14 protein-coding genes are annotated in these 15,016 nt (G+C 66.7%); 6 read left to right on the forward strand and 8 right to left on the reverse strand.

The window, feature by feature from the left end; genetic code table 11:
- Nucleotides 1-133: 133 nt before the first annotated feature.
- Nucleotides 134-1,357, reverse strand: coding sequence for an MFS transporter (locus tag ABC728_RS15320; RefSeq protein WP_416620946.1), 1,224 nt, complete (start codon nt 1,355-1,357; stop codon nt 134-136).
- A gap of 199 nt (nt 1,358-1,556) precedes the next feature.
- On the opposite strand from ABC728_RS15320, the gene xth reads away from it, so the two are divergent.
- Nucleotides 1,557-2,351: an exodeoxyribonuclease III gene (xth, locus tag ABC728_RS15325; protein ID WP_416620947.1), complete on the forward strand. Its 795-nt coding sequence runs from the start codon at nt 1,557-1,559 to the stop codon at nt 2,349-2,351.
- 28 nt (nt 2,352-2,379) lie between these two features.
- Here xth and ABC728_RS15330 read toward each other — a convergent pair whose 3' ends face one another.
- Nucleotides 2,380-3,159: an alpha/beta fold hydrolase gene (locus ABC728_RS15330; protein WP_416620948.1), complete on the reverse strand. Its 780-nt coding sequence runs from the start codon at nt 3,157-3,159 to the stop codon at nt 2,380-2,382.
- A gap of 42 nt (nt 3,160-3,201) precedes the next feature.
- Between ABC728_RS15330 and ABC728_RS15335 the strand changes: the two genes are divergently transcribed.
- From ABC728_RS15335 to holA, 5 genes are all read left to right on the forward strand, one after another.
- On the forward strand, nt 3,202-4,413 hold the full coding sequence (locus tag ABC728_RS15335) for a glycosyltransferase family 4 protein (RefSeq protein ID WP_416620949.1): 1,212 nt from the start codon (nt 3,202-3,204) through the stop codon (nt 4,411-4,413).
- 194 nt (nt 4,414-4,607) lie between these two features.
- The gene (locus tag ABC728_RS15340) at nt 4,608-5,120 is read left to right on the forward strand and encodes a DUF3576 domain-containing protein (protein WP_416620950.1); all 513 of its coding nucleotides are present in this window, start codon (nt 4,608-4,610) and stop codon (nt 5,118-5,120) included.
- Nucleotides 5,121-5,307: 187 nt separating this feature from the next.
- Nucleotides 5,308-7,902, forward strand: a complete 2,595-nt coding sequence (gene leuS / locus ABC728_RS15345; protein WP_416620951.1) for a leucine--tRNA ligase — start codon at nt 5,308-5,310, stop codon at nt 7,900-7,902.
- 196 nt (nt 7,903-8,098) lie between these two features.
- Nucleotides 8,099-8,626, forward strand: a complete 528-nt coding sequence (lptE, locus tag ABC728_RS15350) for an LPS assembly lipoprotein LptE (RefSeq protein ID WP_416620952.1) — start codon at nt 8,099-8,101, stop codon at nt 8,624-8,626.
- Nucleotides 8,627-8,644: 18 nt separating this feature from the next.
- Nucleotides 8,645-9,670: a DNA polymerase III subunit delta gene (gene holA / locus ABC728_RS15355; protein ID WP_416620953.1), complete on the forward strand. Its 1,026-nt coding sequence runs from the start codon at nt 8,645-8,647 to the stop codon at nt 9,668-9,670.
- Between the two features lie 39 nt (nt 9,671-9,709).
- Here holA and ABC728_RS15360 read toward each other — a convergent pair whose 3' ends face one another.
- The 6 genes from ABC728_RS15360 to mnmG form a co-directional block, all read right to left on the reverse strand.
- Nucleotides 9,710-10,093, reverse strand: coding sequence for an ACT domain-containing protein (locus ABC728_RS15360; RefSeq protein WP_416620954.1), 384 nt, complete (start codon nt 10,091-10,093; stop codon nt 9,710-9,712).
- Nucleotides 10,093-10,527, reverse strand: coding sequence for a DUF6841 family protein (locus ABC728_RS15365; protein WP_416620955.1), 435 nt, complete (start codon nt 10,525-10,527; stop codon nt 10,093-10,095). The genes ABC728_RS15360 and ABC728_RS15365 overlap by 1 nt, the downstream gene beginning before the upstream one ends.
- 85 nt (nt 10,528-10,612) lie before the next feature.
- Entirely contained in the window at nt 10,613-11,509 is an 897-nt protein-coding gene (locus tag ABC728_RS15370) for a ParB/RepB/Spo0J family partition protein (protein WP_445376596.1), read from the reverse strand.
- Nucleotides 11,502-12,305 carry a ParA family protein gene (locus ABC728_RS15375; protein ID WP_416620957.1) on the reverse strand — a complete coding sequence of 268 codons (804 nt, stop codon included), beginning with the start codon at nt 12,303-12,305 and terminating at the stop codon, nt 11,502-11,504. The genes ABC728_RS15370 and ABC728_RS15375 overlap by 8 nt, the downstream gene beginning before the upstream one ends.
- Before the next feature lie 56 nt (nt 12,306-12,361).
- Nucleotides 12,362-12,967 (reverse strand): 16S rRNA (guanine(527)-N(7))-methyltransferase RsmG, encoded by a 606-nt coding sequence (gene rsmG, locus ABC728_RS15380; RefSeq protein ID WP_445376597.1) that lies wholly within the window; start codon nt 12,965-12,967, stop codon nt 12,362-12,364.
- Between the two features lie 151 nt (nt 12,968-13,118).
- Entirely contained in the window at nt 13,119-14,978 is a 1,860-nt protein-coding gene (gene mnmG / locus ABC728_RS15385) for a tRNA uridine-5-carboxymethylaminomethyl(34) synthesis enzyme MnmG (RefSeq protein WP_416620959.1), read from the reverse strand.
- Nucleotides 14,979-15,016 lie beyond the last annotated feature (38 nt).

Genomic DNA, 15,016 nt, shown 5'->3' on the forward strand with positions numbered 1-15,016 from the left:
GGTTCACGATAAAAGACGGTGCGCGATAAAAGATTACAAAAACGGGCACCAACGGGACAGAATGATAAAGGTGCGGCCGCCCCGGCGCATCCACCATTCCTGCAACCCGTATATGCCGCCATCCGGTGGCGGCTCAGGCCGAAGCCGCCGCGCGCGACGCGGCCAGGGCCCGCCGGCGCACGACCCGTTCGGTGAATTCCTGCAGGGCGATCAGGATCACCATGCCGGCCACCAGCCACAGGGGCAGGACGATCAGGCCCAGATGCTGGGCCAGCCAGCCCAGCAGGCCCGGCAGCACGGTCGCACCCGTGCCGGCCGCCGTCATCTGGAACCCCACGGCATGCGGGGCGATGGCATCGCCCACGCGGATAGGCGTCAGCGACACCAGCATGGGAAAGGTGGGGGCCAGTCCGAAGCCAAGGCCCAGCGCCGCCGCCATGCCCACAGCCGGCGTGGGGAACCAGGCGAACAGCAGCGCGCAGAAAAGGGCAATGCCCAGCCCGATGCGCAGCGCCGTCAGGGGCCGCACACGAGCCGTCACCTGGCCGAACACCAGCCGTCCGAAGGTCAGCGATCCCCAGTAAAGGCCGGCGATGGTGCCGGCCATCCCCACCTCGATCCCGTGCTGGCGGGTGAGCAGCGTGAACAGCCACTGGCCGGCCGCCATCTCCACCCCGCAATAGACCATGAACAGGGCGGCGTTCAGCCAGATCACCGGATGGCGCAGGGCCGCCGTGAAGGGCGCCACGGGCGTGGTGCCGTCACCGCCGCCGGCCCCCCCGCGTCCTTCCCCCCAACGCCGCATGGTCGCCAGGAACATCACCGACATGGCAGCCATGATCAGCGCGATCACGCCATAACCCCAGCGCCAGCCGGCCCCCGTGGTGATGGCCGCCGTCACCAGCAGCGGCCCCGCCGTGGCCCCCAGCCCCCAGGACCCGTGCAACCAGTTCATGACGCGGGGGGAAAAGCGCCGCGCCCCGTACAGGTTGATGCCCGTATCGATGGCCCCGCTGGCCAGCCCGCCCAGCACGGCCGCCGGTATCAGCACATGGAAGGAGGGCGACAGGGCATAGGTGAGAAGGGAAAGCGTCATGGCCAGGCTGGACAGAACCAGCACCAGCCCCAGGCCGGTACGCCGCACGATGCTGCCCCCGGCCAGCCCGCTGAACAGATAGCCGCCCGTGGCGCAGACCAGCAGGATGCCGAGATTGCCCAGCGGCCGGTCGAAGCTTTCCCGGATGAAGGGCCAGGTGACGCCCGGCAGCCCGTCGGGCAGGCCCAGGCTGACAAAGGCCAGGAACGCCATCCCGATCAGGGTGGCGGATATGGCGGGGCGGGGGCGGGCAGGGGTCATGATCCGGGGTGCTGGACGATGGCGGGCATGACATCACGGCCCGGCGCGGCCGTGGCCGCGTGCGCCAAGCGATATCACGCCTGCGACAGGGGCGGCAATCCCGTCCGGTTCCGGCCAATCGCCGGTCTGGACAGGGGCGGCCCGCCCGCCTAAAGCTCTTTGCGGATAAGATCACCGCCCTGGACAAAGGTTGCCGCCCGTGCGTATCGCCACCTGGAACATCAATTCCGTCCGTCTTCGCATCGATCTGGTGATGAAGCTGCTGGACGAATATGCCCCCGACATCCTGTGCCTGCAGGAAACCAAGGTGGTGGACGATGCCTTTCCACGCGGCGCCTTTGCCGACCGCGGCTATATCCACCAGCATATCAACGGCATGAAAAGCTATAACGGCGTCGCGATCCTGTCGCGCCTGCCCTTCCGGGGGCAGGAGATCCGGCATAGCTGCGGCAAAGAGGATTGCCGCCACGTCATGGCCACGCTGGAAAGCGGGCTGGAGGTGCATAATTTCTATGTGCCGGCCGGTGGCGACATTCCCGATCCGGCGCTGAACGACAAGTTCGCGCACAAGCTCCAGTACCTGGACGAGATGCGCGATTGGTTCGCCGCCACGCGCAGCAGGGACCGCCCCATGGTGCTGGTGGGCGATCTGAACATCGCCCCGCTGGAACATGATGTCTGGTCGCACAAGCAGCTTCTGGACGTGGTGTCCCACACGCCGATCGAGGTGGAGAAGCTGGGCAGCGTCCAGGCCGGCCTGGACTGGGTCGATGCCGTGCGCCATTTCGTGCCGGCCGACCAGAAGCTTTATAGCTGGTGGTCCTACCGCGCCGCGGACTGGAACGCTTCCAACAAGGGGCGGCGGCTGGATCATATCTGGGTCACCCCGCCGCTGGCCGGCAAGCTGAAGGGCCAGATGGCCCTGCGTGAGGCGCGCGGCTGGGAACCCAAGCCCAGCGACCATGTTCCCGTCATGGTCGATCTGGATCTTTGACGGGGGCAGGCGGCATGCGCGCCGGCGGTCAGATCCCGCAAGGATCGGCCGCCACGTCGCGGACCAGCCCTTCCACCAGGCGCAGCATCAGGGCGATGTCGCCGTCGCGCGACAGGCGGTGATCGCCATCCTTGACCAGCGTCACCTGCACATCGGGGCTCTCCAGCACCGCGGCCAGGTCCAGGCTGGTCTGCCAGGGGACATCCGGGTCGCGCTGCCCGTGCAGCAGGCGCACAGGGCAGCCCACGCCGACGGGCCCCGGCAGCAGCAGATGGGCCCGCGCCTCCTCCAGCAGGTGGCGGGTGATGGGATATCCCGCCGGATCGTAGGCCGACGGGGCGATGAACCTGCCGTCGCGCTCCAGGGCCGTCCGCTCGCCATCGCCCAGGCGCGGGCGGATCATCCGTTCGGTGAAATCCGGGGCCGGGGCGATGCCCATCAGGCCGGCCACCCTATCCGGCCGCGCCAGCGCCAGCAGCAGGGCGATCCAGCCCCCCATGGAGGAGCCGACCAGTATCTGCGGCCCGTCCGTCAGCCGGTCCAGCACGGCCAGCGCATCGTCGCGCCAGCGGCCGATGCTGCCGTCGGCCCAGTCGCCGCCGCTGGCGCCATGGGCGTGATAATCGAAGCGCACGAAGGCCCGGCCCTGGTCGCGCGCCCAGCGTTCCAGGGCCACCGCCTTGATGCCGCCCATGTCGGACCGGAAACCCGTCAGGAAGACCAGCCCCGGCCCGCACCCAGGGCTGCGGCGATAGGCTATGGTGGTATCGGCCCGATCCAGGCTATGTATCGGCGGTTCCAGGCCCATGGCCCCTTTCCCTTTTTATTTTCCCCTGTTGCGACTGTACCCATGCCACCCCATGAAGACGCCGGCACCCTACACGGCGAACAGCATCCGGTAAATCCCGGCCACGATGTCGCCACCCTGTTCGGCGGCGGGAAGCCCGTGATCCTGCAGGTGATCCCGACCCTGGTGACCGGCGGGGCGGAACGCGGCTGCATCGACATGGCGGCGGCCATCCAGCGCGCCGGGGGAACGGCCATCGTCGTGTCGGCCGGCGGCCCCATGGCGCGCGAGCTGGACCGTCACGGCGCCCGCCACATCCAGATGCCGGTGCAGTCGAAGAACCCCTTCACCATGTGGCGCAATGCCGGGCGGCTGCGCGCACTGATCGCCGAACATGGCGTGGATCTGATCCATGCGCGCTCCCGCGCCCCGGCCTGGAGCGCCTGGTGGGCGGCCCGCGGGGCCCGCATCCCCTTCGTCACCACCTTCCACGCCCCCTACAATTACAAGGGCCGGCTGAAGAAATGGTATAACAGCGTCATGGCCAAGGGGGACCGGATCATCGCCGTGTCCGGCTTTGTCCAGCAACACGTGACCGAAAGCTATGGCGTGGAGGCCGACCGGCTGCGCCTGATCCATCGCGGCGTCGATGTGGACATCATGTCGCCCGACAAGGTGACGCAGGCCCGCATGGCGCAACTGATACAGCAATGGCGCCTGCCGGAACATCAGCGGATCGTGCTGCTGCCGGGCCGGCTGACGCGCTGGAAGGGCCAGGGGGTGCTGATCGACGCCATCGCCCGGCTGGGCCGCCCCGATGTGCGCGCCGTGCTGGTCGGCGACGACCAGGGCCGCAACAATTACCGCCAGGAACTGGAAGACCATATCCGCATGCTGAACCTGGGCGGGCAGGTCACCATCGCCGGCCACTGCAATGACATGGCGGCGGCCTATATGCTGTCCGACATCGTGGTCAACGCCTCCATCGAGCCGGAAGCCTTCGGCCGCGTCATCGCCGAGGCGCAGGCCATGGGCCGGCCCGTCATCGTGTCCGACCTGGGTGCGGTGAAGGAGACGGTGATCAACGGGGAGACGGGGCTGGTCGTGCCCCCCAATGATCCCGAGGCCCTGGCCGGTGCCATCCGTGCCGCCCTGGACCTGGACCCTTTGCAGCGCCAGGCGGTGGGAATGGATGGCATGCGCCATGTGCGCGCCAATTTCACCAAGGCCGGCATGTGCGCCGCCACGCTGGCGGTCTATGCCGAACTGCTGTAGGCCGGCGGCCCATGGTGGCGCGAAGCGGCCCGTCTGCCGGGCTTTTACGGTTTCCGGCGCCAGAATCCCGCCTTGATTGCCGTGTAAGCAGCGTCAACCTTCCTGGATGCGACCGCCCGGCCTTGCCTAGTGCCGGCTTTTTTGCTCTAAGGATGGCTCAATTCCTCCGCTGGCGTTATCCAGGTGGTCATCCCATGTCCTTGCGTGCCCTGTCCGTGATTGGTCGTTCCGCCCTGTTGGGCAGCCTGGTGCTGGGGCTTGCCGGCTGTTCCTGGCTGGGCCTGGGGTCCGGGGAGCCCGAGGCGCCCGACACCCAGATCCTGCGCCAGAACAGCGAGGGCCAGGCCGGCATGAATGCCGCGGCACGGCCCGCCGGCACCGTGACCGTGAACGCCTTCCTGTGGCGCGCGGCACTGGACACGCTGACCTTCATGCCCATCGTGCAGGCCGACCCCTATGGCGGTGTGATCCTGACCGACTGGTACAGCCCGCCGGCCACCCCCAGCGAGCGGTTCAAGGTCAATCTCTATATCCTGGACGCAGCCCTTCGCGCCGATGGCGTGCGCGCCACCGTGTTCCGCCAGGAACTGCGCAACGGCCTGTGGACGGATGTGGCCGTCGCGGCCGAAACCGGCACGCAACTGGAAGACAGCATCCTGACCCGCGCCCGTCAGCTACGCCAGCAGTCGGCCGCGCCGACGAATTAAGGTTTACCCTCAGGCGCCGGGCGGGCGCATCCCCGTGCCCCCGGCCCATGGCACCGCAACGGTATGGCACCGGGACGGTGCCGGGCCCGCGGTCACCGGCCCTGAGGCTTTTGCATCAGCGCCGGGCATCGGCCCCTGTCACGGGTGACGCCCGGCGAAGCGACACCCGTTCGACAGGCCTATCCCCATGTCCCGCTACAATGTCCGCGAAACCGAAGCCAAGTGGCAATCCGTCTGGGACGAGCGCCGCAGCTTCGCCGTCACCGCCGATCCGTCCAAGCCCAAGACCTACGTGCTGGAGATGTTCCCCTATCCGTCGGGGCGCATCCATATGGGCCATGTGCGCAATTACACGATCGGCGATGTGATCGCCCGCTACAAGCGGGCCAAGGGCTTCAACGTCCTGCACCCGATGGGCTGGGATGCGTTCGGCCTGCCGGCGGAAAACGCCGCACTGGAGCGCAATACCCACCCCGGCACCTGGACCTATGAGAACATCAAGGCCATGCGCGCCCAGTTGAAGACGATGGGCCTGGCCATCGACTGGGAACGCGAGATCGCCACCTGCCGGCCGGAATATTACCGGTTCGAACAGAAGATGTTCCTGGATTTCCTGAAGGCAGGTCTGGCCTATCGCAAGGAAAGCTGGGTCAACTGGGACCCCGTGGACAATACCGTCCTGGCCAATGAACAGGTGATCGACGGGCGCGGCTGGCGCACGGGCGCGCTGGTGGAAAAGCGCAAGCTTTCCCAGTGGTTCCTGAAGATCACCCATTTCGCCGACGAGCTGCTGTCGGCCATCACGACCCTGGATCGCTGGCCCGAAAAAGTCCGCATCATGCAGGAGAACTGGATCGGCAAGTCCACGGGCTGCCGCTTCTTCTTCCAGATGTCGGACGGGCATGAGGATCTTGAGGTCTTCACCACCCGGCCCGACACGCTGTTCGGGGCCAGCTTTGTCGCCATCAGCCCCAACCATCCGCTGGCCGCCAGGCTGGCGGAAAGCGATGCCGGCCTGGCCGCGTTCATCGCCGAATGCAACCGCATGGGCACCAGCGAAGCCACGCTGGAACAGGCGGAAAAGAAGGGCTGGCGCACGCCGGTGACGGCGGAGCATCCCTTCGTGAAGGGCTGGAACCTGCCCGTCTATGTCGCCAATTTCGTGCTGATGGAATATGGCACGGGCGCCATCTTCGGCTGCCCCGCCCATGACCAGCGCGACCTGGATTTCGCCCGCAAGTATGACCTGCCCGTGAAGCCCGTCGTCGTGCCCGAGGGGGAGGACGCGGCCAGTTTCGCGGTAGGGACCGAGGCCTATACCGGCCCGGGCAGCCTCCGCAATTCCGATTTCCTGGACGGCCTGTCCGTGGAAGAGGGCAAGAAGGCGGCCGTCGCGAAGATCGAAACGCTGGGCAGGGGGCAGGGGACGACCATGTTCCGCCTGCGCGACTGGGGCGTGTCGCGCCAGCGCTATTGGGGCTGCCCCATTCCCATCATCCATTGCCCGGATTGCGGCGTGGTGCCGGTGCCGGAAGATCAGCTTCCCGTCACGCTGCCGGCCGATGTCACCTTTGATGCCGCCGGCAACCCGCTGGCCCGCCATGCCACCTGGAAGCATGTGAAATGCCCCTGCTGCGGCAAGGATGCGGAGCGGGAGACGGACACGTTCGACACGTTCATCGAGTCGAGCTGGTATTTCCTGCGCTTCGCCGATCCGCGCAACGAGGAGGTCGCCTTCGACAAGGAACTGGTGAAATACTGGCTGCCCGTCGATAATTATATCGGTGGCATCGAGCATGCCGTGCTTCACCTGCTCTATTCCCGCTTCTGGACGCGCGCCCTGTCGCATTGCGGCTATCTCGACCTGCCGGAGCCGTTCGGCGGCCTGTTCACCCAGGGCATGGTCACCCACGCCACCTTCCAGGACACCGACGGCAAGTGGGTGTTCCCGGTCGATGTCGACATCCAGGGGGGCAAGGCCACCCGGATCGCCGACGGATCGCCCATCACGGTCGGCCCCGTGATCAAGATGTCCAAGTCGAAGAAGAATGTCGTGGACCCGGAAGGCATCATCGGCAGCTATGGCGCCGATGCCGCCCGCCTGTTCATGATGTCCGACAGCCCCCCCGACCGCGATCTGGAATGGACGGAGGCCGGCATCGACGGCGCCTGGCGCTATATCAACCGCCTGTGGCGCCTTGTGACGGAGCCGGGCTTCACCCTGCCGGCCGCCGGAACCGCCGCGCCGGAGAGCTTCGGCGCCGACGCCACGGCCATCCGCCGCGCCGCGCACAAGGCCGCGGCCGCCGTGGGCGAGGATGTGGAGGCCTATCGCTTCAACAGTGCGGTGGCCAAGCTGCGCACCTTCACCAACGCCCTGGGGGATGCCTTCTCCAAGCTGACGGTGAAGGCGGCCAAGGACGGGGTTCCCGCCGACGAGGCCTGGGCCGGTCGCGAGGCGCTGGAATACATGGCCCAGATCGTCCAGCCCATCATGCCGCATCTGGCACAGGAAATGTGGGCGGCGTTGGGCCATGCCGACCTGCTGGTCGAAAGGGCCTGGCCGGCCGCCGACCCTTCGCTGGTCATCGATGACAGCGTGACCGTGGCCGTTCAGGTCAATGGCAAGCTGCGCGCCACCCTGACACTGGCCCGCGACATCGCACAGGAGGAGGCGAAGGCCGCCGCTCTGGCCGACGCCAATGTGCAGCGCGCCATGGATGGCAAGGAGCCGCGCAAGGTCATCGTGGTGCCCAACCGTATCGTCAATATCGTCGTGTAGGGAAGCGAGGACCCGGAAGCTTGAGTCTTGCCTCAATCTTCCGGGTCCGTTTTCACCGCACTATGGCGGTTCCGGGGCTAAAGACCCGGAAAATAATTGGACCAAGACTCAAACCTACCGGGCCTATCGTCTGGATTTCCGTTTCGGCGGAAAGGCGATAGAACAGGATGCACCCACTCGAACGCCAGGCGCGCCCATGTCCCACCGTCTCTCCTCCATCGCTGCCGCCCTGCTGCTCGCCCTGTCGCCGGTGGTGCTGGGGGCTTGCGGGTTCAAGCCGGTCTATGGGACAGCCGGCCAGCAGGGCCCCGTCGGCGCCGCGCTGGCCAATGTGCAGATCGACCCCATCGTCGATCGCAATGGCCAGATCCTGCGCAACAACCTGATCGACCGGTTCTATACCGATGGCCGGCCTTCCGATCCGCGCTACCGGCTGGCCGTCTCCCTGTCGGCCATGGAAGAGGAACTGGGCATCCAGAAGGATGCCACGGCCACCCGCGCCCGCCTGCGCCTGCAGGCCAGCTACGAACTGATCGACACCCATAACGGCCAGGTGGTCTACCGCACCTTCTCCCGGTCGGTGATCAGCTTCAACCTGCTGGACAGTCAGTTCGCGGTGCTGGCCTCGCGCCAGGATGCCTATGATCGCGGCCTGACGGAACTGGCCGACGATATCCGCACGCGCCTGTCGCTGTATTTCGCGCGCGAACAGCAGCAACCGTAAGGGGAGGGCACCCGGGCGATGAAGGTCCAGCCGCGCAACGCCGAAGCCTTTGCCAAGCGCCCGCCGCCCGCCACCCGGCTGGTTCTGCTTTATGGCCCCGACCTGGGCCTGGTACGGGAACGGGGAAAGGCGGCGGCGCAGTCGGCCTGCGAGGATTTGTCCGACCCGTTCCGCGTGACGGAGATGAAGGCCGATCAGGTCACGGGCGACCCGGCCCGGTTGGGGGACGAGGTATCGGCCATCGCCCTGACGGGCGGGCGGCGTGTGGTGCGCATCCGGGACGCCGACGACAAGCTGGCCCCCACCATCACCGCCTTGCTGAAGAATTTTCCCGCCGGCGACACGTTGCTGGTGGTGGAGGCGGGGGAACTGGACGCCCGGTCGAAGCTGCGCAAGGCCGTGGAAGATGCCGGCGATCATGCCGCCGCCATCGCCTGCTATGTTGAAGGGGAACAGGAACTGGCTGGCACCATCGGACGCATGCTGTCTGATCATGGCCTGCAGATCGACCCCGATGCCCGCGACTGGCTGGCCGGCAACCTTGTGGGCGACCGGGCCATGGCGCGTGGGGAAATCGACAAGCTGGCGCTGTACATGCTGGGTCAGCGACAGGTGACCATGGCCGATGTCCGCGCCATCATCGGTGACAGCGCCGCGCTGGACCTGGACGAACCGGCCCAGGCCGCCGCCGGCGGTGACATGGCGGAGGTCGACCGCGCCCTGCAGCGGCTTTTTGCCGATGGCACGGCCACCGTGGCTCTGCTCCGCGCCGGCCAGCGCTATTTCCAGCGCCTGCACATGGCCGTGGCCCATGTGGCCAAGGGCCAGACCCCGCAGGCCGCCGTGAAGGCGCTGCGCCCACCCGTCTTCTTCAAGCTGGAACCCGTCCTGACGGCGCAGATACGCCTCTGGACCCTGCCCAAGCTGCATCAGGCCCTGGATCGGCTGGTGGAGGCGGAGGCGGAGTGCAAACGCACCCATATGCCCGACGAAACCATCTGCGCCCGCGCCTTCTTCCAACTGGCGCAACTGGCACGGCGCTGAAAGCCGGCCATTCCAGCCGGGCCAAAACCTGCCTTTGCCTCATGCCACCATATGGTGACCGGCCGCCGTCAGCGCGGTGATGGCCCTGTCCAGGGCATCCTGCTGCACCAGGATATAATCGGTGTCATAGGTCGCGATGGCGAACAGGCTGATCCCGGCATCGGCCAGGGGCACCGCCAGGGCGGCCAGAATACCCGTCAGGCCGAAATCAAGCGGGCCCCGGACCTTCAGCGCCCGCCAGCCACCCACCATCGCCACGTCGGCCGGTACGCGGCCCTGGTCCACAACGATGGACACTTCATCGGCCGTGCGCGTGATGCTGGCAAAGCCGGGCCCTGCGACCCAGGCGGGCAGGGGCGCCTCAGCAGCCAGCCTGCAGACGCCCAGCCTGTCCGGCAGCAGCACCAGGGGCAGGGATGGCATCAATCCGCACCATTGCCACCGGCCGGCAGCTTCACCGGCTCCTCATATGAAATCACGACGGCAACGCGCCAGCCCTCCGCACCCGCGCGGCGCAGGACATAGGAGGTGGAAAAGCGCATGATCTCTTCACGATCCTTGGAGCGAAGCAGCCACAGGACCTCGGCCCGCGCCAGATTTTCGCCACAGGGCCAGGCCCAGACGGCGGCCGGAACAGGCCAGGCGAGGCCGATGCCATGATAGGTGTCGAACATGCCGTCGACATAGGCGCGCACCGCCGCATCATCGGCATGGATGGCGGAGCCGGCAGCGGCCAGAACGGTCAGCGGCCGATCGAACAGGGTGACAAGGCGGTCCGCATCATAGGCCGCGAAGGCCGTGCTGTAGCCATTGAAAAAGGAAGCGGCCTCTGCCCCGATCTGGCTGCTTTCGGTCATCTCGTCCCCGGATTGCTTGTGGTTTCCACCGGGCGCAGGCCTGCCCCGGTAATGCCTGCTGTGACGGGGACAGCGCCTGTCCCTCTCATCCCCGCCGCAGGATACAATTCAGCACGCCGTCCAACTGGTCCAGCGTGCGATAATGGATCTGCAGCGTGCCCTTCTTGCCGTCGCCCTTCAGCGACACTTTCAGCCCCAGGGCCAGCGATACCTCACGCTCCAGCGCCACCGTATCCGGCGCCTTCTCCTTGACGGGCTGGGTCAGCTCCAGCGGCTCCGCCGCCATCTGCTTCACCAGCGCCTCGGTCTGGCGCACGTTCAGTTCCCGCTTGACCACCTCATGCGCGGCGGCCACGGGATCGGGCGCGGTCAGCAGGGCGCGGGCATGGCCCATGGACAGGATGCCGTCCTGCACCATTTGCTTCACCTCATCCGGCAGGGCCAGCAGGCGCAGCATGTTGGCCACATGGCTGCGGCTCTTGCCGACGGAACGGGCAAGGTCCTCCTGCGTGTGGCTGAACTCGTCCATCAGGCGCTTGTACCCCTCCGCCTCTTCCAGGGGCGTCAGGTCGGAACGCTGGATGTTCTCGATCAGCGCGATTTCCAGCGCCTCCCGATCCGTCAGGGTGCGGACCAGGACCGGTACCTCGTGCAGGCCGGCAAGCTGCGCTGCGCGCCAGCGACGCTCGCCGGCGATGATCTCATAGCTGGTCTGGCCGGGGCCGGCACCGGGGTCCTTGCGCACCAGCAGCGGCTGCAGGATGCCGCGCTCCCGCACGCTGTCGACCAGCGCCGTCAGCGCTTCCTCATCGAAGCGGCGGCGTGGCTGGAACTTGCCGGGATGAACCTGATCAATGGGCAACAGGCGGGTCAGACGCACCCGGTCGACCTGCTGCTCCTCCTCCGCTCCCACCGCCTCCCCGAACAGGGCCGACAGGCCGCGGCCAAGACCGGTTCGCGCATTCTTCTTCGGTTCATCCATAAGCCAACTGCCGCTTCCGCTCGCGCTTCAACATCTCGCCCGCCAGATGGATATAGGCCTGCGCCCCGGCCGACTTGTGGTCGTACAGAAGCACAGGCTTGCCATGGCTTGGCGCCTCGGACACCCGCACATTGCGGGGGATCACCGTCTCATAAACCTTTTCACCGAAGAAGCCACGCACATCGGCGGCCACCATGTCGGACAGGTTGTTGCGACGGTCGAACATCGTCAGGACCACGCCGTTGATATCCAGCGAGGGGTTGAAGGCGCGTTTCACGCGCTCGATGGTGCGGATCAGGTGCGACAGCCCTTCCAGGGCATAGAATTCGCACTGCAAAGGGACAAGCACGGCATCGGCCGCGGCCAGCGCATTCAGGGTCAGCAGGCCCAGGGCCGGCGGGCAATCGATGAGGATATAGTCGAACCCGCCCGATGAGCGTTCCAGGCTGTCCTTCAGCCGGAATTCCCGCCGGTCGACATTGACCAGTTCCACCTCCGCCCCCGACAGGTCGACATTGGCCGTAACCACCCACAGGCCGGGGACCGACGTGGCCACCGCCACCTCTTCCACCGTCAGGTCGGCGAACAGCAGGTCATAGATGCCGAACTCGCGGTTGCTCTGCGGGATACCCAGGCCGGTGGAGGCATTGCCCTGCGGATCATTGTCGATGATCAGCACGCGCTTGCCCACGGCGGCCAGGGCCGTGGCCAGATTGATGGTGGTCGTTGTCTTGCCCACGCCGCCCTTCTGGTTGGCAAGGGCGATGACACGGGCACGATGGGCGGGGAGGGGCATGGCGGCGCTCGGCACTGTCGTTCAACCTCTGTCGTTCGGCTGGTGGCGAGGCCGGTTCATTTCCGGGAGAGACCAGTGATCCGCAGGATGGTTCCCGCCGGGTCGGTCTGGCTTGGGAACCGCTCGACCTGCATATTCCAGGAATTGGCGACCGCGGTCAATTCATCCTCCGCTGTCCTGCCCTTCGGGAATAGGCAGGCACCCCCCGGCTTCAGCAAGCCATGCGCCCAGGGCAGCAGAAGATCGAGTTCGGCCAGCGCACGGGCAGAGACGACATCGGCCGGCGGCGTGTCCGCAACCTCGATCCGCACGGGGTGGACCGTCGCGGGGGCAGCGGTAACCCTTGCCACCTCCCGCAGAAAGGCCGCCTTGCGAACATCCAATTCGACCAGATGCACCGCCGGAACACCCATGATCGCCAGAACCAGACCGGGAAAGCCGGCACCAGACCCCAGATCCACCAGCACCTGTGTGCCGGCCGGCAGCAGGGCGAAAACCTGCGCGCTGTCGGCTAGGTGGCGTGTCCAGAGATCGTCCAGCGTCGTCTTGGAAACCAGATTGATGGCGGGGTTCCATTTGCGCAGATGCGCCGCATAGACCTCCAGCCTCTCCAGTGTTTCACGTGAAACATCGAAGCGGGTCTGGAACTGGGCTTGTGTCATCGGTGCGGGTCTGGACAAGGAACGGGCCCGTGCTGGGATGAGGAACAGGGGACCTGTATAACAGCACCCGGCCCCGGACAGAAGAACGTCCGGGGCACGACAGCCTTTCGCGGCAATAGTATCAGGCTGCCTGCTAACAGGCCGCATGGTATCAGGCCGCACCGACCCGCTTGCGCACATGGCGCAACAAAGCGGTGAGAGCAGCCGGCGTCATGCCCGGAATACGTGCAGCTGCCCCCAGCGTGGCCGGCCGGTTCGTTTTCAGCTTCTGCCGGATTTCGGCCGACAGGGACGCGATGGTGTCCGGGTCCAGGTCCGGCGGCAGGTCCAAAGCCTCATCCTTGCGGAAGGCACGGATATCCGCTTCCTGCCGGTCCAGATAGCCGGCATATTTGCCATCGATCTCCACCTGCTCGGCAATGTCGGCCGACAGGCTCGAAAGCTGCGGCCAGATGGTGCAAAGGCGGGGAAAGTCGATCTCCGGATAGCGCAGAAGGTCCAATGCCGTGCGGCGCACCCCGTCCTTGTTGATATGAAGCCCGTGCCGGGCCAGTTCGTTCGGGGTGGCCGACAGGCCGGTAACCATCTCCCGCGCCGTCAGAAGGGCGGCTTTCTTCTCCGTCCAATGCGTCCGGCGTGCGGCACCGACGATGCCCAGGGCCACCCCCCGGTCCGTCAGGCGCTGGTCGGCATTGTCGGCCCGCAACAACAGGCGATATTCCGCCCGGCTGGTGAACATGCGATAGGGTTCCGACGTGCCGCGGGTGATCAGGTCGTCGATCAGCACACCGATATAGGCCTCGGCACGGTCCAGCACGAAGGGCGGGGAACCGGCCACGGCCAGCGCAGCATTCACCCCGGCCACCAGCCCCTGGGCCGCGGCCTCCTCATAGCCGGTGGTGCCGTTGATCTGGCCAGCCAGGAACAGGCGGGGCAGGCGGCGGGTCTCCAGCGTGCGGGTCAGTTCCCGCGGGTCGACATAATCATACTCAATGGCATAGCCGGGCCGGATCATGCGCACATGCTCCAGACCGGGAATGTTCTTCAGGATGGCCAGTTGCACGTCGCGCGGCAGCGAGGTGGAGATACCGTTGGGATAGACCGTGTCGTCATCCAGCCCCTCCGGCTCCAGAAAAATCTGGTGGCGCTCCTTGTCGGCGAACCGGACGACCTTGTCCTCCACACTGGGACAATAGCGCGGTCCCACCCCCTCGATCTGGCCGGAATACATCGGCGCGCGGTGGATATTCTCCCGGATGACCCGGTGAACCGCCTCATTGGTATAGGTGATCGCGCAGTCGATCTGCGGCGTCGTGATCCGGTCCGTCAGGGTGGAGAAGGGGGGCGGCGGATCGTCGCCCGGCTGCATCTCCAGCCCGGACCAATCAATGGTCCTGCCATCCAGACGCGGCGGGGTCCCCGTCTTCAGCCGGCCGAGATTGAACCCCAGACGCTCCAGCGTCAGCGACAGGCCCACCGCCGGCGCCTCGCCGACACGGCCCGCGGGGATCTTCTCCTCCCCGATATGGATCAGACCGCGCAGGAAGGTGCCCGTGGTCAGCACGACGGCACCGGCCTTGATCTGCCGGCCATCCCCCGTGACGATGCCGGCGCACGCGCCTGATGCATCGATGATCAGGTCTTCCGCAGCGGCGGCGATGATGTCCAGGCCCGGCTGTTCGGCCAGGGCCTTCTGCATTGCCTGGCGATAGAGCTTGCGATCGGCCTGGGCGCGCGGGCCGCGCACGGCCGGACCCTTCGACCGGTTCAGCACACGGAACTGAATGCCGCCCTGGTCCGTCACCCGGCCCATGACACCGTCCAGCGCATCGATCTCCCGCACGAGATGGCCCTTGCCCAACCCGCCGATGGCCGGGTTGCACGACATCTCGCCAATGGTTTCCGTCTTGTGGGTCACCAGCGCCGTGCGGGCCCCCGCACGCGCCGCCGCGGCAGCCGCCTCGCATCCCGCATGGCCGCCGCCCACCACGATCACATCATAGTGCTGCATGGGCCCGGAAGATAAGGCCGCGCCGGATTTTATGCCAG

Source organism: Niveispirillum fermenti, assembly GCF_052474395.1.